The following is an 18224-nucleotide window of genomic DNA, read 5'->3' on the forward strand; positions in this document are numbered from 1 at the left end:
TCCGGCTTTTTCGAGAAAGGTGGCGCCGATGTTCTTCGGTGACTTCTGGTGGTTCCTGCTGTGGAGCTTCTACTTCATCGCGTACCTGTACGTGGTGATCGTGATCATCACGGACCTGTTCCGCGACGACAAGCTGAACGGATGGCTGAAGGCGCTGTGGATCATCGCGCTCGTGTTCGTCCCGTTCCTGACGGCGCTGATCTACATCATCGCCCGCGGCAAGGGCATGGCTGCCCGTGCGCAGTCCGCGCGCGGCAACGTGGTCCCGGAGTCCGACGACTACCGCCCGTCGGCCTCATCGAGCCCCGCCGAGGACATCGCCAAGGCGAAGGAGCTGCTCGACGCGGGCACGATCACCCAGGGTGAGTTCGACGCGCTCAAGAGCAAGGCGCTGGGCAACCAGTACTTCGGGGCCTGACCCCTCACACAGCGGAAGAGCGGATGCCTCAGGTCGAGGCATCCGCTCTTCGGCGTTTCGCGGGTGGGTTTCAGCTGATCTTCTTGCGGTAGATCGCCATCGACGCGATGTACGCGACGACGAGGATGCCGACCAGCCAGGCCAGTGCGACCCAGATGTCGTTGCCGACCGGCTGGCCCGTGAACAGGGCTCGCATCGAGTCGACGATCGAGGTCACCGGCTGGTTCTCGGCGAACCACTGCACCGGCCCCGGCATGGTCTCCGTGGGAACGAAGGCCGAGCTGATGAAGGGGAGGAAGATCAGCGGGTACGAGAACGCGCTCGCCCCGTCGACGGTCTTCGCGCTCAGTCCCGCGATCACGGCCAGCCAGGTCAGCGCCAGCGTGAACAGCACCAGCATGCCGATCACCCCGAGCCAGGCGCCGAAGCTCGCCTCGGTGCGGAACCCCATGAGCAGCGCCACGCCGATGACGATCGCGAGCGACACGACGATGGAGACCAGCGACGTGAGCACATGTGCCCACAGCACCCCCGACCGTGAGATCGGCAGCGACTGGAACCGCTCGAAGATCCCGCTCTGCATGTCCAGGAACAGCCGATAGGCCGTGTAGGCGATGCCCGAGGCGATCGTGATGAGCAGGATGCCGGGCAGCATGTAGTCGATGTACGAGCCCTTGTCCGCACCGGTGTTGATGGCACCGCCGAAGACGTAGGTGAACAGCAGCATCAGTGCGATCGGGGTGACCGCGGTCGTGATGATGGTGTCGGGGCTGCGCAGGATGTGGCGCAGCGAACGACTGGTGAGTACGGCGGTGTCGCCGATGGCGTGAGCGGTCATCGTCCTTCCTTCCGGGTCTTGGCGCCGCCGGCCTGGGCGTCGTCGGGTTCTTTCGTGGTGTCCTCGCCGGTGAGCGCGAAGAAGACGTCCTCCAGGCTCGGCTGCTTCTCGACGTACTCGACCTCGGCGGGCGGGAGCAGCTGCTTGAGCTCGCTCAGCGTGCCGTTGACGATGATGCGGCCCTTGTGGAGGATCGCGATGCGGTCGGCGAGCTGCTCGGCCTCATCGAGGTACTGCGTGGTCAGCAGCACCGTGGTGCCGGCGCGGGTCAGCTCCTTGACGGCATCCCACACCTCCAGCCGGGCGGCCGGGTCCAGGCCCGTCGTCGGCTCGTCGAGGAAGATCACCGGCGGGTTGCCGATCAGGCTCATCGCGATGTCGAGCCGGCGGCGCATGCCGCCGGAGTAGGTCGACACCTTGCGGGAGCCGGCATCGGTCAGCGAGAACCGCGCGAGCAGTCCGTCGGCGATCGTGCCGGGGTCCTTGAGGTGACGCAGCTGGGCGATGAGCACGAGGTTCTCGCGTCCGCTGAGCACTTCGTCGACCGCGGCGAACTGACCGGTGAGGCTCACCGTCTCGCGCACCTTCTGCGCCTGTGTGGCGACGTCGAACCCGCCCACGGCCGCGGTGCCGGCATCCGCTTTCAACAGCGTCGACAGGATGCGGACGACCGTGGTCTTGCCCGCCCCGTTCGAGCCGAGCAGCGCGAAGATGCTGCCCCGCGCCACGTCGAAGTCGACGCCGCGCAGCACGTGCAGGTCCTTGTAGGACTTCTCGAGTCCCTTGACGTGGATGGCTACGTTGTTCACTTGCCCTCACTCCGTTCTGCCTCGTCGATCGCCTTGGTCAGGCGAGCGCGCTCCTTGTCGATCCACTGCTTGCCGGAGTAGGCGGCGGTGAACTCCTCGGCGAAGCTCACCGGCTCCTCTCCGACGATGTCGCGCACCGGCGTGCCGTCGGCCGCCGCGCGCTCCCAGAGGTCCGCGAAGTCGCTGAACATCTGGATCATCGTGTCGCCGTCGGTGACACCGCCGGCGTACATGAAGTAGCGCTCGAGGGCCTTGGCGGCACCCCGGTAGGGCTCCGGCAGCGCCTCGATGCGCGCCTTGTACTGCTTGTACTGCTTCTTCTGCTCGAGCGAGCCGGTGACGACCTCGTACCACTTGGCGGCCATGATCAGTCCTCTTCCTTGGGGGTGGTGTTGTCTGCGTTCTGGTGGTGGAGCTGTTCGATGCGTTCTGCCAGGAAGCTCCACGTCCTCCAGAACTCTGCGAGCTGTTCGCGACCCTGCGCGTTGAGGGAGTACACCTTGCGCGGCGGGCCCTTCTCCGACGGAACCTTCTCGACGTCGACGAGGCCACGCTGCTCGACCCTGACCAGCAGGGCGTAGACCGTTCCTTCGGCGATGTCGGAGAAGCCCTGGTCGCGCAGCCACGAGGTGATCTCGTAGCCGTAGGCGGGCCGGCCGGACAGGATCGCGAGGACGATCCCCTCCAACGTGCCCTTGAGCATCTCGGTCTCCTGCTTGCCCATGAGGCACCTCCTTCTGACTACTCAGTGTTGTTGACTACTGGTAGACGGTAACACTAAGTACCGGTACTTAGCAACACCGAATACCAGACTTCTCCGAGAGCGCGAAAACGACGAAAGAGCGGATGCCTCAGATCGAGGCATCCGCTCTCATCGGACGTAGGGGAGTGCCGGTGTTAGCGTTCCAGCATGGTCGCCATGACGACACGGGTTCGGCGTCCGGCGTCGCTTATCGCCGCCGCGGTGCTGGCGTGGCTGCCTCCGGTCGCGCTCGTGGTGGGCAGAATCGCCTGGTCCGATACCCCGACGGTGGTCCCGGTCCACTGGACGGGGAGGGGAGTGGCCGACAATTGGGCGAGCGCCGACGCCGCTTTCTGGTTCTGCCTCATCCCCGGGGTGATCGGCGCCCTCGTCATCAGCGTGCTCGTGGCGACGAGCGGCTCCGACATCCCGCGCGTGCGCGGGAGCCTGGGCCTGGGAGCGATCTCGGCGTTGACCGGGACCATCGCGCTGATGTGGTTCGTCGCGGCGCTCATCGCAACCGACACGAGCGGGCAAGGGGTGTCACCTGGGTGGCTCGTCGTCGCGGGCGTCCTGTTCGGCGGTGCGGTGTTCGCCGTGGCCGCGATCAGTCCTCGAGAATGAGCGCGTTCGCACGCGCAGCCACACCCCTGAATGGTGCCGGTGGTGGGAGTCGAACCCACACGCCCTTGCGGGCAACCGAGTTTGAGTCGGTCGCGTCTGCCATTCCGCCACACCGGCCCACGCGGCATGCCGCGCGTCCGCGAACGACCATACCGTAGGATTGGCGGGTGACTGAGCAGGAGCAGAACGCCGCCCCGACGGCATCCACACCCCGTCGTGTCGTCGTGGCAGAGGATGAGTCGCTCATCCGCCTCGACATCGTCGAGATCCTTCGAGACAACGGATTCGACGTCGTCGGCGAGGCCGGAGACGGCGAGACCGCGGTGGCGCTCGCCACCGAGCTGCGTCCCGATCTCGTGATCATGGACGTCAAGATGCCGCAGCTGGACGGCATCTCGGCCGCCGAGAAGCTCAGCAAGAACCACATCGCGCCGGTCGTGCTGCTGACCGCCTTCAGCCAGAAGGAGCTCGTCGAGCGTGCGAGCGAGGCAGGCGCCCTCGCCTACGTCGTGAAGCCGTTCACGCCGAACGACCTGCTGCCGGCGATCGAGATCGCCCTGGCCCGCTACGAGCAGATCATCACGCTCGAGGCCGAGGTCGCCGACATGGTCGAGCGCTTCGAGACCCGCAAGCTCGTCGACCGCGCCAAGGGCCTGCTCAACGAGAAGATGGGCCTGTCCGAGCCCGAGGCCTTCCGCTGGATCCAGAAGGCGTCGATGGACCGCCGCCTCACCATGCAGGACGTCGCCAAGGCGATCATCGAGCAGCTGGCCCCCAAGAAGGCCTGAGAGACGCACAGAAGAGCGGATGCCCCGAACCGGGGAATCCGCTCGTGCGGCCGAGGTGGATCGGGGTGCAGACGCCTGTGACGGTGCCGGAGGTCGCCGAGCGCGTGTGGGTCGCGTTGATGTCGACGCCGACGGCCAGGCGCCCGGGGCCGGCGTAGAGGTTCGCGGCCATCGAGCCCAGCGACTCGCCGAGCACGACGTACGCCCCGCCGTGGAGGAGGCCCACCGGCTGGGTGTTGCCCTCGACCGGCATGGTCGCGACCGCGCGATCGACGGCGAACTCGGTGAAGACGATGCCCATCTTCTCCGCGAGCGCGCCCATGCCCCGGCTGGTGGCCCACTCGAGGCCGTCGGCGGTCGCGGGGGAGTGCTCGGACATGGCTCTCCTTCAGAGGAGGTGGGGGAGAATCGGTGTCGCCGGCCCTGGCTAGGCTTGCAGGGTGACGGACTCCGCAAAGCCTACCCTTCTCGTCGTCGACGGCCATTCGCTGGCATACCGGGCGTTCTACGCACTCCCCGTCGACAACTTCTCGACGAAGGACGGGCAGCACACGAACGGGATCTACGGGTTCCTCGCGATGCTGATCAACCTCATCAAGGCGGAGAAGCCGACCCACCTCGCGGTGGCGTTCGACACGTCGCGCCAGTCGTTCCGCACGCGGGAGTACACCGAGTACAAGGCGAACCGGTCCGAGACACCGTCCGAGTTCAAGGGCCAGATCCCGCTGCTGCAGGACTGCCTCGCCGCGATGAGCATCCAGGTGCTGCAGCAGGAAGACATCGAGGCCGACGACATCCTCGCGACGCTGGCCACGCAGGGCGCCGAGCAGGGCTTCCACGTGCTGGTGTGCTCGGGCGACCGCGACACGATCCAGCTGGTGAACGACGACGTCACGCTGCTATACCCGAACGTACAGGGGGTCTCGCAGCTGAAGCGCTACGACCGCGACGCCGTGATCGAGCGGTACGGCGTGCCGCCCGAGCAGTACCCCGACATCGCCGCGCTCGTCGGCGAGACCAGCGACAACCTGCCCGGCGTGCCCAAGGTCGGCGAGAAGACCGCGGTGAAGTGGCTGACCCAGTTCGGCTCGCTCGACGCCCTGCTCGAGGGCGCCGACTCCATCAAGGGCGTGGTCGGCGGCAACCTGCGCGATCACCTCGACGACGTGCGGCGCAACCGCCGCCTCAACCGGCTGCTCACCGACGTCGAGCTCCCGCTCGGCCCCGCCGACCTCGAGGTCCAGCCGATGGACGCCCAGGCCGTGCGCGACATCTTCTCGCGGCTCGAGTTCAAGACGCTCATCCCGCGTGTGGCCGAGCTCGCCGGCATCGAGCAGCAGATGGCGGCCGTCACGTCGGCCGCCGCCGAACTGGCACCCGTCGCGAAGGAGCTCGCGCCCGCAGAGTTCGCAGCCTGGCTCGACGCCGCGGCCGGCGAACTCGGCGTCACGATCGCCGTCGAGGGCGGACTGCCCGCACGCATCGGGGTGGCGACGGCCGATGCCGCGGCCGAGGCGACGTGGACCCCCGACCTCGCGGCCGCGCTGACCCCGTGGCTCACCTCCGACGCCCCCAAGGCGTTCGCCGACGCCAAGGCGCAGGTCAAGGCGCTGCGCCGCGCCGGTCTGCGCCTGGGCGGACTCGCGTTCGACGTGATCCTCGCCGGCTGGCTGCTGCGGCCGAGCTTCCCCGACAAGACGCTGGCCGACCTCGTCGACCGGTACCTGGACGAGAAGCTCCCCGAGTCCGACCCGACGCAGCTCGTGCCCGAGACCGAGGGCGCCACCACCGGACAGCTGTCGTGGTACCTGGTGCGCGTCGCCCGCGCCGTGCGCGCGGAGCTGCCCGAGAGCGTCGCCGCCGTCCTCACCGACATCGAGCTGCCGACGCTGCACACCCTCGCCGACATGGAGCTCGCGGGCGTCGCCGTCTCGCACGCGACGCTGTCCGAGTTCTCGGGCGAGCTCGCGACCCGCGCCGACGCCCTCGCCCTCGAGGCCTACGCCGCGATCGGCCGCGAGGTGAACCTCGGTTCGCCCAAGCAGCTGCAGGACGTGCTGTTCGAAGAACTCCAGCTCCCGAAGACCCGCAAGACCAAGACCGGCTACTCGACGGATGCCGCGGTGCTGGCCGATCTGCAGGAGACCAACCCGCATCCGTTCCTCGACCTGCTGCTGCAGCACCGCGAGGCCACGAAGCTGCGGCAGATCATCGAGTCTCTCGACAGCGCCATCGGCGGCGACCGCACGAGCGGCGCCGACGGCCGCATCCACACCACCTATGTGCAGACCGGCAGCCAGACCGGTCGCCTGTCCAGCACCGACCCGAACCTGCAGAACATCCCGATCCGCACCGAGGAGAGCCGGCGCATCCGTTCCGCCTTCACCGTCGGCGAGGGCTACGAGACCCTGCTGACCGCCGACTACTCCCAGATCGAGATGCGCATCATGGCGCACCTCTCGGAGGACCCCGGCCTCATCGAGGCGTTCAACTCGGGAGAAGACACCCACCGCTTCGTCGGCTCGCGTGTCTTCGGCGTCGCCCCCGAAGACGTCACCCCTGCGATGCGCACCAAGGTCAAGGCGATGTCGTACGGCCTCGTCTACGGGCTGTCGGCGTTCGGGCTCTCCAAGCAGCTGCGCATCGAGCAGTCCGAGGCGAAGCAGCTCATGATGGAGTACTTCGCCCGCTTCGGCGCGGTGCGCGACTACCTGCGCTCGTCCGTCGAGCAGGCGCGCATCGACGGCTACACCGAGACGATCTTCGGCCGCCGGCGCCCGTTCCCCGATCTCGCGAGCCCCAACCGGGTCCTCCGCGAGAACGCCGAGCGCGCCGCTCTCAACGCCCCGATCCAGGGCAGCGCCGCCGACATCATGAAGATCGCGCTGTTCCACATCCACGACGACTTCGCCGCGCAGCAGCTCGGATCGCGCGTGCTGCTGCAGATCCACGACGAGCTCGTGATCGAGGTGGCTCCGGGGGAGTGGGATGCCGCCGAGCACATCGTCCGCACGCGCATGGGCGACGCCGCACAGCTCTCGGTGCCGCTGGACGTGCAGATCGGCCGCGGCGAGAACTGGGACGTCGCCGGGCACTAGCCGACCCGTGGCCGGGCGGGCGACGGATGCCGGATTCTCGTTTGTCGGCATCCCGTCTCATCTCTAGGCTCGGTTCCATGACAGACGAAACCCGCACACCCACGCAGATCGACAAGATCGCTGATGCGTGGGTCGACACGCTCGCAGAGCTCGAGCCGACGCTCGCGACCTACATCGGTCGGTCGGAGTACAACGACCGGTTCGGCGACTACAGCCCGGACGGGTACCAGCACCTCGTCGACGAGGGGCGCAAGACGCTCGTGGCACTGCAGGCAGCGACGCCGGCCGACGACGTCGACTCGGTGACCAAGGACGACCTCTCCCGCGAGATCCAACTCGAGCTGGATCTGCACGATGCGAAGTGGAACCTCCGCGACCTCAACGTCATCGCGTCGCACGCACAGGACATCCGCTCTGCGTTCGACCTGATGCCGACCGCGACCTCCGACGACTGGTCGGTCGTCGCGACGCGTCTGGCAGCGGTCCCCGGTGCCATCGAAGGCTACGTCGCGACGCTGCGCGAGGGCATCGCGCAGGGCGTCGTGCCCGCCCGACGCCAGGTCGTCGAGGTCGTGACGCAGATCGCGCGGTACACCGCGGACGGCGGCTTCTTCGCGACCTTCGCTGCGGAGGCCGCGCCCGAAGAGGGCCAGCTCCCCGCGTCGCTCGCGCGCGACCTGGCTGACAACGCCAACTCGGCGCGCGTCGCCTACGACGAGCTCGCCTCGTTCCTGGCCAACGAGCTCGCCCCGGCCGCGAACGAGAAGGATGCCGTCGGCCGCGAGCTGTACGCGCTGCACTCGCGCCGCTTCCTCGGCGCCACGATAGACCTCGACGAGACGTACGACTGGGGCGTCGAGGAGCTCGCCCGCATGGTCGCCGAGCAGGAGTCGATCGCGAACGAGATCAAGGCGGGCGCGTCGGTCGAGGAGGCCGTCGCGCTCCTGGAGCAGGACGCCAGCCGCAAGCTGTACGGCACCGACGCCCTGCAGAAGTGGATGCAGGAGACCAGCGACCGTGCGATCGCCGAGCTCGGCAAGACCCACTTCGACATCCCCGAGCCGATCCGAAAGCTCGAGTGCATGATCGCGCCGACCAAGGAAGGCGGGATCTACTACACCGGTCCGACCGACGACTTCTCGCGTCCCGGACGCATGTGGTGGTCGGTGCCCGAGGGCGTCGAGGAGTTCGACACCTGGCGTGAGCTGACGACGGTGTACCACGAGGGGGTTCCCGGTCACCACCTGCAGATCGCGCAGGCCGTCTACAACCGCGCGCAGCTGAACACGTACCGTCGCCTGCTGGGTGGCACGTCGGGCCACGCCGAGGGCTGGGCGCTGTACGCCGAGCGCCTCATGGAGCAGCTCGGCTACCTGTCCGACCCTGCCGACCGCCTGGGCATGCTGGACGGCCAGCGCATGCGCGCCGCCCGTGTGGTGCTCGACATCGGCGTGCACCTCGAGAAGCCGCGCCCCGACGGCCAGGGCACGTGGGATGCCGACTTCGCGCTGGAGTTCATGCTGCGCAACGTCAACATGCCCGACGAGTTCGTGAAGTTCGAGGTCAACCGCTACCTCGGCTGGCCGGGCCAGGCGCCGTCGTACAAGGTCGGCCAGCGCATCTGGGAGCAGCTGCGCGACGAGGTCGCCGAACGCGAAGGCGCCGACTTCTCGATCAAGAAGTTCCACAAGCGCGCGCTCGACCTCGGCGGGGTCGGACTCGACACGCTGCGCACGGCGCTGCTTCGCTGACCTCCGCAGAGGAACGCAGGACTCAGGGACCGGGCTGCAGCCCGGTCCCTGAGTCCGTCGAGGCAGCGCGCAGCAGCGCGATGACCTCCCGATCGCTCGTGGCGGCGAAGCGGTCGTAGTACTGCCCGACGGCCCAGAAGTCCGCCTCGCGATGAGGGCACACGAACTCGTCGACGGCATCGGCGGGCGCCTGCCACGCGACGGGAGCGACCGGCACGGCGAGCACGATGCGACGCGGGGAACGGCCGCGCACCGATCGGCAGGCGGCGAGGGCCGTGGCACCGGTGGCCACACCGTCGTCGACCACGATCGCCGTGCGGTCGGTGAGATCGGCGGCCCGCGAGCCGTAGGCATCCGTCCGCCGCGCGAGCTCGTCGCGCTCGGCCTCTTCGACCTGCTCGAGGTCCTGCGGCGACATCCCGGCCCAGCGCACCGCCGCGGGGGTGACGATCCTGACGCCGTCGGCGATCGCCCCGACGGCATACTCCTCGTGACCGGTGGCACCGAGCTTGCGCACGACGACGGCGTCCAGGGGCAGCCCCAGCTCGTCGGCCACCGCTGCGGCGACCACGACACCGCCGCGCGGGATGCCGAGGACGACGGCATCCGTTCCCCGCCACCGCTCGAGCGCGGCGGCGAGCTCGCGGCCGGCTGCCCGGCGATCCGCGAACCGTGCCATGCCTCCACGCTACGCTCGCCACAACCGGGTGTCTCGGGAATGCCTCGACCGCCGCCAAGGTTCATGCAGGCGCATAGAAGGAGACGACATGACCTCTCTCGACCCCGCCGCGATCGAGCTCGGACTCGACACGTTCGGAGATGTGACCCGCGATGCCTCCGGTGAGCTCATCAGCGGCGCCCAGACGATCCGCAACGTCGTCGAGCAGGCGGTGCTCGCCGACCAGGTGGGGCTGTCGTTCTTCGGCGTGGGCGAGCATCACCGCCGCGAGTTCGCCGTCTCCAGCCCGGAGATCGTGCTCGCCGCCGCCGCGGCGCGGACCGAGAGGATCCACCTGGGCACCGCTGTCACGGTGCTCTCCAGCGACGATCCGGTGCGCGTGTTCGAGCGGTTCTCGACACTGGATGCCATCTCGAACGGGCGGGCGGAGGTCATCCTCGGACGCGGCTCGTTCATCGAATCGTTCCCGCTGTTCGGCTTCGACCTGCGGGACTACGAGGCGCTCTTCGACGAGAAGCTCGACCTGTTCTCGCAGCTGCTCACCGAACAGCCGGTCACGTGGAGCGGCACGCTGCGTGCGCCGCTGGACGCCGCCGACGTCTTCCCCAAGACCGAGAACGGCCTGCGCGCGTGGGTGGGCGTGGGCGGAACGCCCGAATCCGCGGTGCGCGCCGCACGCTACGGGTTCGGTCTCATGCTCGCGATCATCGGCGGCCCGTCGGCGAGGTTCCGTCCGTTCGCCGACCTGTACCGGCGCTCCCTCGACACCTTCGAGCAGCCGCAGCTGCCGGTCGGCGTCCACTCACCCGGACACATCGCCGAGACCGACCAGCAGGCGTGGGACGAGGCTTACGAGGGCTTCGAGGCGATGAACAACACCATCGGCCGCGAGCGCGGCTGGCCGGCGTACAACCGCCTGCGCTTCCAGCACGACGTCGGTCCGGAAGGCGCGCTGTACGTCGGCTCGCCCGAGACGGTGGCCCGCAAGATCGCCGACACGGTCCGCACGCTCGGCGCCTCGCGCTTCGACATGAAGTTCTCCACGGGAACGCTCTCGCACGAGAAGATGCTGCGGTCGATCGAGCTGTTCGGCACCGAGGTCGCCCCGCGCGTGCGCGACATGCTCGCGTGAGCCCCATGGCGGCTGTCGCGTCCGTAGCATGACGCTATGACGGATGCCTCGTCTCGACCCCCGCTCGCGCCGGCTCCCGCGGGCGGGGTGACGCTCTCGGAACGCCTCGACCGCCTGCCGTTCACCCGCGCGCACCTGCGTGTGCTGACCGGCTCGGGGATCGGCTGGGCGCTGGACGCCATGGACGTCGGGCTCATCTCGTTCATCATCGCGGCGCTCGCGGCGCAGTGGAGCCTGGAGCCGGGGCAGACCGCCTGGATCGCGTCGATCGGGTTCGTCGGGATGGCCGTGGGGGCGAGCGTCGGCGGACTTCTGGCCGACCGGTTCGGCCGCCGCCAGGTGTTCGCGCTCACCCTCCTGGTGTACGGCGTCGCGACGGGCGCGAGCGCCCTCGTCGGCGGCCTGGCAGCGCTCCTGGTGCTGAGGTTCTTCGTCGGACTGGGCCTGGGCGCCGAGCTGCCGGTCGCCAGCACCTACGTCAGCGAGTTCGCCCCGGCGCGCATGCGCGGGCGTCTCATCGTGCTCCTGGAGGCGTTCTGGGCGGTCGGCTGGACGCTGGCCGCCCTCATCGGGTACTTCGTGATCCCGGCATCCGACGCCGGCTGGCGCTGGGCGTTCGCGCTGGGTGCGATCCCTGCGGCGTACGCGCTCGTTGTGCGCTGGGGTCTGCCCGAGTCGGCGCGGTGGCTGGAGCGGCGGGGCCGGTTCGCGCAGGCGGACTCGGTCGTGCGCACGTTCGAAGCCGCCGCGGGGGCCGAATCGCCCGCCGCGCACAGCCGGCCGACGGCACCGCCCGCCACGGCGACCTCGCTCCGTCAGCGACTGGGCGCCCTCTGGTCTCCCGAGTTCCGCATGCGCACGGCATGCTTGTGGCTGGTCTGGTTCTGCGTCAACTTCTCGTACTACGGCGCGTTCATCTGGATCCCTTCGATCCTCGTCGCGCAGGGCTACGACCTGGTCCGCTCCTTCGGCTTCACGCTGGTCATCACGCTGGCGCAGCTTCCGGGGTATGCCACGGCGGCGTGGCTCATCGAGGTGTGGGGGCGCCGCGCGACGCTGTCGGTGTTCCTGGTCGGTTCGGCGGCGTCGGCGATCGTGTTCGGCACGGCGAACGGCCCCGCCGGGATCATCGCGGCCGGCATGGCGCTGTCGTTCTTCAATCTCGGCGCCTGGGGCGCGCTGTACGCAGTGACACCGGAGATGTACCCGACGTCGCTGCGCGCCACCGGCTCGGGCTGGGCGGCGGGTGTCGGCCGCATCGCATCCATCGTGGCGCCGCTGGCGGTGCCGCCCCTGCTGCTGGCCGGCGGCGCGCCCGTGCTGTTCGTGGTGTTCGCCGTGTTCTTCGCCGTGGCCGCGGCGGCCGCGTGGGGCCTCGTGGACCGGAAGGGTGCCGCGCTCGACGACCGATGACCGGTCGGCCCTGCGAGCGGTCCTAGGCTGGAAGTCGTGGCATCAGTTCGATACGTCGCCATCGGCGACTCCTTCACCGAGGGCGTGGGCGACGAGCTTCCCGACGGGCACGTCCGCGGCTGGGCCGACCTCGTCGCGCACGGTTGGGCGGATGCCGTCGGCGAACCGATCGAGTACGCCAATCTCGCGATCCGCGGCAAGCTGGTGTGGCCGATCGTCGAGCAGCAGCTCGAGCCCGCCCTCGCTCTCAAGCCGACCCACCTGTCGTTCAACGGCGGCGGCAACGACATGCTGCGTCCGCGCACGAGCGTCGCACACGTCGTATCGGCGTTCGACACCGTGCTGCGGCGCTGCGACGAGGAGGGCGTGCAGCTCATCGTTCTCTCCGGCGCGAATCCCACCGCGCAACTTCCGCTGCGACGGGTGATCCAGCGTCGCGGCGACCTGCTCTCGCACGCCGTGGAGAACCGTCTGGCGTCCCGCACCGACGTCGTGCAGGCCTACAACTGGTTCGACACCGAGCTCGCGACGCCGCCCTATTGGTCGGAGGACCGGCTGCACATGAACTCCCGCGGCCACCACCGCGTCGCCGCGCGCGTGCTCCACGCACTGGGCATGGACCCGCATCCGCAGTGGTGGTCGCTGCCGCCGCTGCCGCCTGCGGGCGCACGGGGCGCCGCGTACTACCGCGAGCACGTCGGTCCGTGGGTACGTCGGCGGCTGACCGGAACCTCGTCGGGCGACGGGCGCGTGCCGAAGTTCGGCCAGTGGAGCGAGGTCCCGCCCTCCCTGCCGTGAGACCGTCAGCCGGCGGTTCGCGCGTACTCCGAGCCTGAAGGGGTGCGCTCCAGCAGTCCCGCGTCCACGAGGTAGCGCCGCAGCACCGCGACGTCCGCGGTGAAGGGCTCCAGCCGCGCGTTCGTCTCCGCTTCGCTGAGCACCTCGCCGGGGCGCAACGCGCGCTCGACGACCCACCGCAGCAGTTCGGCGCGTTCGGTGTGCTGCGCCGGGTAGCGGTCGATCCGCCCCTCCGCGTCGAGGAACCGCTCGGGCCCCGACGGCTTGGCCGGCGGATCCTCCGAGAGGATGCCGCGTACTGCCGCATCGTCGAACACGAGCGCGCCCGACTCGTCCTGGCGCACGACGCCGAGCTCGACCAGACGCGCGATCGCGCGGCGACGTCGACTCTCGGTCGGCTCCGGCCCGGTCATGGCCTCCGCGAGGACCGTCCGCAGATCGGGGTTGAGCAGAGCGGCCAGGACTCCGCGCAATCTGTCGCTCACGTCGCCGCATCCTTCACGGCATAGGTCAGCTCCGCGAAGGCGCCCGATTGCCGGGCGGCGGTGAGCTGGAGCCGGTCTGCGCCCAGGCGGCGGGGGAGCAGCGGCTTGCCGGAGGGCAGGGTGGCGGGTGCGATCGACAGGCGGATCTCGTCGAGCAGCCCGGCATCGGCGAACTGGCCGGCCAGGTCGCCGCCGCCGACGATCCAGACGTCGCGATCGCCCGCGGCATCCCGGATCTGCGGCCATGCGTCGGCGACGTCACCGGAGGCGAAGCGGATATCGGCCCCCGGCACGGCGGGCAGCTCGCGCCGCGAGAACACCCATGTCGGCCGTGCGCCGTAATAGGCGGGCCACTTCTCGGGGTGCGCGATGAGATCCTCGTGCTCGAGCACCCAGCGATAGGTCGACGAGCCCTGCACGAGCACGCCGATCCCTGAGAGGAAGCGCTGGAAGTCCTCGTCGCCGCCCTCGCCGCCCGGCGCGGCGAACAGCCAGTCGAGGGAGTCCTGGTCGTCGGCGAGGAAGCCGTTGAGTGTGGTGGCCGTGTAGAAGATCACGCGGGTCATGCGGTCACGGTAGCGCGGACGTCCGACGAAGGGGTTGACGCGTATTTAACTAGTGCGTATAGTACCTAGCAGTTGAATACCGAGGAGGGCGAGATGGCCGATGCACTGAGCCGTACGTTCGCGGCACTCGCCGACCCCACGCGCCGGGCCATGCTCGCCCGGCTGAGCGAGGGCGAGGCGACGGTGGGTGAGCTCGCCGAACCGTTCGACATGACCTTCGCGGCCGTGTCGAAGCACCTGCGCGTCCTCGAGGGAGCGGGGCTGGTCACGAGAGGCCGCAACGCCCAGTACCGTCCTGCTCGGCTCGACGCGCGACCGCTCGCCGCGGCATCCGACTGGATCGGCGGCTACGCGCAGTTCTGGGAAGACAGCCTCGGTGCGCTCGATCAGTACCTCAACGCCCTGCAGCAGCTGGGCACCCCTCACGATCCGCAGACCGGCGGCCACGCCGCACCCACCGAGAAGGAGAACGACCATGACTGAGTACTTCACCGTCACGCGCACCCTGCGGGCGCCCCGCGAACTGGTGTTCGAGACCCTCACCAAGCCCGAGCACTTCGCCGTCTGGTTCGGCACCGCCGCCGTCGAGGTGCCGCAGGACAGCCTGACGATGGACGTGCGACCGGGTGGCGCCTTCCGCGCCGTCATGCTGCTGCCCGACGGCAACCGCATCGACTGGGCGGGGGAGTACAAGGTGGTCGAACCGCCGTCGCACCTGGCGATGACGCTCACCGACCAGCCGGGCGACGACGCCGGACTGCCCGTGCTGTTCGATCTCGATGAGACCGGCGACGGCACCGTCCTCACGATCCGCCAGGACCGCTCGGACTTCACCGACGAGCAGGTGGCGGCCACGATCGCCGGCTACAACTCGTTCGTCGACGACATCGAGCGGCTGCTGGAGCGCCTGCAGACCGTCTGACGTCACAGCGCGCCCGGGCGGCGCAGCGCGCTCATCGCGAGCACGCTGCCCGCCCGGGCGCTGTCGCGCGCATCGGCGCCGCCGAGCGCCGCGACGATGTACCCGGCGGCGAACGCATCGCCGGCGCCGGTCGAATCGACGACGTCCTCGACGCGCGTCACCGGCACCGGCTCGGTGCGCCCGTCGGCGATCACGAGCACCGGGTCGGCTCCGCGCTTCACGACATAGGCGCCCGCCGCGGCGGGAGTCACGCCCAGCTCCGCCGCCGTCCGCGCTTCGTCCTCGTTCGCGAAGACGACGTCCGGACGCACCTCCGCCAGGATCCGCCGCAGCTGCGCCCCGCCGAGCTCCCGCATGGTCGCGACGCTCGACAGGTCGAGGCTCACGCGCGCACCGTGCGCCGCGACGGCGGCCGCGGCATCCGTCACCGCCGCGCGCGATCGCGCCGACGCGAACCCGTACAGCGGGATGTGCACCCACTCGGCCCCGTCGAGCCAGACGGGGTCGATCGCGTCGAGCTCGGCGGCGGCGCCGCGGTCGGTGATCATGGTGCGCTCGCCCACGGCGTCGACCAGGACCACGATCGAGCCCGTTCGGCCTTCGCGCTGCACGGCGACGTCCACGCCCGCCGCCTCGAGTTCGCCCACGAGGGCGCGCGCGAGCGTGTCGTCGCCCACGCGGCCGATGAAGCGGACCGGATGCCGCGCCGCGGCCGCCACCGCGACATTGGCCGCACTGCCGCCCCGCGTCAGGCGCACCTCGGCCGGGTTGTCGGTGCCGCGCTCGAGCGTCGCGCCGCCGAGGACGATGAGGTCGGCGACCAGGTCGCCGATCACGACGAGCATCAGGCGTCCGCGGCGAGCGCGAGCGCGATGCGCGCACCCAGGTCGACGTTGCCGCGGTACACCTCGACGTTGACGTCGAGGCTGCGTCCGCCGGTCTCGCGCCGGAGGTAGTCCAGCAGGAACGGCGTCGTGTCGTGTCCGGTGATGCCCTCCGCATCGGCGGCGGCGAGCGCGCGTGCGAGGACGTCGTCGTGCAGAGCGGGATCCAGCTCGCGGTCTGCCGGCACCGGATTCGCGACGAGCAGGGTCGACGCGATCCCCAGAGCGTCGCGCGTGCGGGCGATCGCCGCGATCTCGGCGGGGGAGTCGACCGCGTACTCCACGTCGTGGCCCGAGTCGGCGATGTAGAAAGCCGGGTAGTCGGTCGTCCGATACCCCACGACGGCGAGGTTGAGCGTCTCCAGGCGTTCGAGGGTGAGCGGGATGTCGAGGATCGACTTCACTCCGGCGCTCACGACGATCAGTGGCAGCCCCGCCAGCGTGGTGAGGTCCGCCGACTCGTCGAACGTCTGCGGCGCGCCGCGGTGCACGCCGCCGAGCCCGCCGGTCGAGAACACCCGCACCCCGGCCCGTGCCGCCAAGTGCGCGGTGGCCGCGACCGTGGTGCCGGCGCTCAATCCCTTCACCGCCGCGACGGGGATGTCGCGCACGCTCGCCTTGACCACCCCGTCCGTCGTCGACAGGCGGGTGATCTCATCGAAGGAGAGCCCCACCGTGGGCCTGCCGTCGATGAGCCCGATCGTCGCGGGCACGACGCCGAGGGCGCGCACGCGGGCCTCGGCGTCCAGCGCCACCTCGAGGTTGCGGGGGCGTGGCAGTCCGTGGGTGAAGATCGTGGACTCGAGGGCGAGCACGGGGGCGCCGGCCGCGACGGCTGCACGCACCTCCGGGGAGACGACGAGCGGGTCGGTCACGAGGCATCCTTCCGGACCGGGCAGGCCGTTCGGCCCGGACATCGCCACAGTACCGATCAGGCCCGGCGGTGGCGGGGTCGCCGCGGCGGGTCCATGCCCATCCGGACCCTCGTGCGCTTGCGTTCGATGACGATGAAGACGCTGCCGAGCAGCCACAGCGGCACCTGCGCGAGGAAGGCGAGGCGGAACGCGTCCAGCGAATAGGTGGCGGGGGTTCCGGCACCCTGCAGGTCCAGCGCCAGGCCGATCAGGAGGATCGCCACGAGCGCCGCGAGGAAGCCACCGGCGTTGGTCACCCCGGTGGCGGTGCTCAGCCGGTGCGAGGGGTTGTGGGTGCGCGCGTGGTCGAACGCGATCATGGATGCCGGACCGCCGGTGGCCAGCGCCACGGCGAGTGCCAGCAGGAGCCACAGCGGGGCGGGACCGGGGTAGGCGATGACGGCGAGCCAGGCCGCCGCCTGCACGGCGATCGTCGGCAGCACGAGCGCGCGCGAGCGCAGGTGCGGGATGCGGCGCGAGAGCTCGCCCATGATCGGGCCGAGCACCATGCCGACCACGACGTACAGCGACATGATCGACGCCGCCTGGGCGGTGGTGCGTCCCTCGCCGGCGGTGAGGAACGGCATGCCCCACAGCAGCACGAACGCCGTCCCCGCGAACGGTGTCGTGAAATGCGACCAGAACGCCAGGCGCGTGCCCGGGTGCGCCCACGCCGCACGGATGCCGACGCCGTTGTCGACCGCCGACGTCACGACACGAATGGCCCCGGTGTCGGTGTCGACCGAGACATCCTCGGTGCGGTCCGGCGGGTGGTTGCGGATGAGCAGGAACACCAGGATGCCGAACAGGACGCCGAGCCCCGCGATGCTGCCGAAGGTGATCGTCCAGGAGGTGGCGTGCAGCAGGGCGGCCAGCGGCACGAGGGCGATGAGCTGGCCGGTCTGCCCGACGATGCCGGTGAACTGCACCATCAGCGGCCCGCGCTGCGCCGGGAACCAGGTCGCGATGAGGCGCAGCACGCCCGGGAAGATCGCGGCGTCGCCCGCGCCCAGCAGCAAGCGGGCGAGGATCGCGACCCCGACGCTGGGGGAGACCGCCATGGTCAGCTGACCCACCGCCATCAGCAGCATCCCGATGGTCATGATGGGGCGCGCCCCGTAGCGGTCCAGCAGCACGCCCACCGGGATCTGCATGCCGCCGTACACCGCGAGCTGCACGACGGCGAACATCGACAGCGTGGCGGCGTCGGCGTCGAACCGCGCGGCGGCGTCGACGCCGACGGCGCTCAGCGACGACCGGTTGGTGATCGCGAGGACGTAGGCGGCCACGCCCACCGTCCAGATGATCCACGCACGCAGTCCCGGTCCCGCGGCGGCGGGACGGGACAGGGAGGACACCTTTC

At 70.0% G+C, this 18224-nt stretch carries 21 protein-coding genes and 1 tRNA gene; 10 read left to right on the forward strand and 12 right to left on the reverse strand.

The features are described 5' to 3' along the window. The first annotated feature begins 28 nt into the window (after positions 1-28). Positions 29-418, forward strand: coding sequence for an SHOCT domain-containing protein (locus tag AC1DDU_RS17090; RefSeq protein WP_477436172.1), 390 nt, complete (start codon positions 29-31; stop codon positions 416-418). Positions 419-488: 70 nt separating this feature from the next. Here the strand turns inward: AC1DDU_RS17090 and AC1DDU_RS17095 are convergent, their stop codons facing one another. From AC1DDU_RS17095 to AC1DDU_RS17110, 4 genes are read right to left on the reverse strand one after another with little or no spacing between them, the layout of a single operon-like run. Then, positions 489-1256, reverse strand: a complete 768-nt coding sequence (locus tag AC1DDU_RS17095; RefSeq protein ID WP_477436174.1) for an ABC transporter permease — start codon at positions 1254-1256, stop codon at positions 489-491. Beyond that, positions 1253-2065, reverse strand: coding sequence for an ABC transporter ATP-binding protein (locus tag AC1DDU_RS17100; protein WP_477436176.1), 813 nt, complete (start codon positions 2063-2065; stop codon positions 1253-1255). The genes AC1DDU_RS17095 and AC1DDU_RS17100 overlap by 4 nt, the downstream gene beginning before the upstream one ends. Continuing rightward, a complete protein-coding gene (locus AC1DDU_RS17105; RefSeq protein WP_477436177.1) occupies positions 2062-2430 on the reverse strand; it encodes a DUF1048 domain-containing protein in 369 nt (122 codons plus the stop codon). Before AC1DDU_RS17105 ends, AC1DDU_RS17100 begins: the two co-directional genes overlap by 4 nt. 2 nt (positions 2431-2432) lie before the next feature. Further along, positions 2433-2789, reverse strand: coding sequence for a PadR family transcriptional regulator (locus AC1DDU_RS17110; protein WP_477436179.1), 357 nt, complete (start codon positions 2787-2789; stop codon positions 2433-2435). Between the two features lie 195 nt (positions 2790-2984). Here AC1DDU_RS17110 and AC1DDU_RS17115 point away from each other — a divergent pair, with 195 nt between their 5' ends. Next, positions 2985-3431 carry a DUF1648 domain-containing protein gene (locus tag AC1DDU_RS17115; protein ID WP_477436181.1) on the forward strand — a complete coding sequence of 149 codons (447 nt, stop codon included), beginning with the start codon at positions 2985-2987 and terminating at the stop codon, positions 3429-3431. A gap of 31 nt (positions 3432-3462) precedes the next feature. Here AC1DDU_RS17115 and AC1DDU_RS17120 read toward each other — a convergent pair. Continuing rightward, positions 3463-3548, reverse strand: a tRNA-Leu gene (locus tag AC1DDU_RS17120). Positions 3549-3598: 50 nt separating this feature from the next. On the opposite strand from AC1DDU_RS17120, the gene AC1DDU_RS17125 reads away from it, so the two are divergent. Further along, on the forward strand, positions 3599-4219 hold the full coding sequence (locus AC1DDU_RS17125) for an ANTAR domain-containing response regulator (protein WP_477436183.1): 621 nt from the start codon (positions 3599-3601) through the stop codon (positions 4217-4219). On the opposite strand, the gene AC1DDU_RS17130 is transcribed toward AC1DDU_RS17125, so the two are convergent. Beyond that, entirely contained in the window at positions 4188-4598 is a 411-nt protein-coding gene (locus AC1DDU_RS17130; protein WP_477436184.1) for a hotdog fold thioesterase, read from the reverse strand. The genes AC1DDU_RS17125 and AC1DDU_RS17130 overlap by 32 nt on opposite strands. 61 nt (positions 4599-4659) lie before the next feature. Between AC1DDU_RS17130 and polA the strand changes: the two genes are divergently transcribed. Next, the gene (gene polA / locus AC1DDU_RS17135) at positions 4660-7317 is read left to right on the forward strand and encodes a DNA polymerase I (protein ID WP_477436186.1); all 2658 of its coding nucleotides are present in this window, start codon (positions 4660-4662) and stop codon (positions 7315-7317) included. A 77-nt stretch (positions 7318-7394) separates the two neighbouring features. Beyond that, positions 7395-9068: a DUF885 domain-containing protein gene (locus tag AC1DDU_RS17140; RefSeq protein ID WP_477436188.1), complete on the forward strand. Its 1674-nt coding sequence runs from the start codon at positions 7395-7397 to the stop codon at positions 9066-9068. Between the two features lie 22 nt (positions 9069-9090). Here the strand turns inward: AC1DDU_RS17140 and AC1DDU_RS17145 are convergent, their stop codons facing one another. Continuing rightward, positions 9091-9747, reverse strand: coding sequence for a phosphoribosyltransferase (locus AC1DDU_RS17145; RefSeq protein WP_477436190.1), 657 nt, complete (start codon positions 9745-9747; stop codon positions 9091-9093). 88 nt (positions 9748-9835) lie between these two features. Here AC1DDU_RS17145 and AC1DDU_RS17150 point away from each other — a divergent pair, with 88 nt between their 5' ends. Genes AC1DDU_RS17150 through AC1DDU_RS17160 form a run of 3 tightly spaced genes read left to right on the forward strand, consistent with a single transcriptional unit; the run spans position 9836 to position 13090 of the window. Continuing rightward, entirely contained in the window at positions 9836-10879 is a 1044-nt protein-coding gene (locus tag AC1DDU_RS17150) for an LLM class flavin-dependent oxidoreductase (protein WP_477436192.1), read from the forward strand. Between the two features lie 36 nt (positions 10880-10915). Then, positions 10916-12292 carry an MFS transporter gene (locus AC1DDU_RS17155; protein ID WP_477436193.1) on the forward strand — a complete coding sequence of 459 codons (1377 nt, stop codon included), beginning with the start codon at positions 10916-10918 and terminating at the stop codon, positions 12290-12292. A gap of 36 nt (positions 12293-12328) precedes the next feature. Then, on the forward strand, positions 12329-13090 hold the full coding sequence (locus AC1DDU_RS17160) for an SGNH/GDSL hydrolase family protein (RefSeq protein ID WP_477436195.1): 762 nt from the start codon (positions 12329-12331) through the stop codon (positions 13088-13090). A gap of 5 nt (positions 13091-13095) precedes the next feature. Here the strand turns inward: AC1DDU_RS17160 and AC1DDU_RS17165 are convergent, their stop codons facing one another. Continuing rightward, positions 13096-13575, reverse strand: coding sequence for a DUF2087 domain-containing protein (locus AC1DDU_RS17165; RefSeq protein ID WP_477436197.1), 480 nt, complete (start codon positions 13573-13575; stop codon positions 13096-13098). Then, the gene (locus tag AC1DDU_RS17170) at positions 13572-14141 is read right to left on the reverse strand and encodes a dihydrofolate reductase family protein (RefSeq protein WP_477436199.1); all 570 of its coding nucleotides are present in this window, start codon (positions 14139-14141) and stop codon (positions 13572-13574) included. The genes AC1DDU_RS17165 and AC1DDU_RS17170 overlap by 4 nt, the downstream gene beginning before the upstream one ends. Before the next feature lie 93 nt (positions 14142-14234). Here AC1DDU_RS17170 and AC1DDU_RS17175 point away from each other — a divergent pair, with 93 nt between their 5' ends. Both AC1DDU_RS17175 and AC1DDU_RS17180 read left to right on the forward strand, forming a co-directional pair. After that, on the forward strand, positions 14235-14624 hold the full coding sequence (locus AC1DDU_RS17175) for an ArsR/SmtB family transcription factor (protein ID WP_477436201.1): 390 nt from the start codon (positions 14235-14237) through the stop codon (positions 14622-14624). Further along, complete coding sequence (locus AC1DDU_RS17180) at positions 14617-15063, forward strand: SRPBCC family protein (RefSeq protein ID WP_477436203.1); 447 nt, start codon at positions 14617-14619, stop codon at positions 15061-15063. The genes AC1DDU_RS17175 and AC1DDU_RS17180 overlap by 8 nt, the downstream gene beginning before the upstream one ends. 2 nt (positions 15064-15065) lie before the next feature. On the opposite strand, the gene AC1DDU_RS17185 is transcribed toward AC1DDU_RS17180, so the two are convergent. Genes AC1DDU_RS17185 through AC1DDU_RS17195 form a run of 3 tightly spaced genes read right to left on the reverse strand, consistent with a single transcriptional unit; the run spans position 15066 to position 18219 of the window. Then, complete coding sequence (locus AC1DDU_RS17185) at positions 15066-15908, reverse strand: carbohydrate kinase family protein (RefSeq protein ID WP_477436205.1); 843 nt, start codon at positions 15906-15908, stop codon at positions 15066-15068. Next, positions 15908-16822, reverse strand: coding sequence for a pseudouridine-5'-phosphate glycosidase (locus AC1DDU_RS17190; protein ID WP_477436206.1), 915 nt, complete (start codon positions 16820-16822; stop codon positions 15908-15910). The genes AC1DDU_RS17185 and AC1DDU_RS17190 overlap by 1 nt, the downstream gene beginning before the upstream one ends. Before the next feature lie 56 nt (positions 16823-16878). After that, entirely contained in the window at positions 16879-18219 is a 1341-nt protein-coding gene (locus tag AC1DDU_RS17195; protein ID WP_477436208.1) for an MFS transporter, read from the reverse strand. Positions 18220-18224 lie beyond the last annotated feature (5 nt).

Source organism: Microbacterium sp. 05T445 (assembly GCF_056395865.1).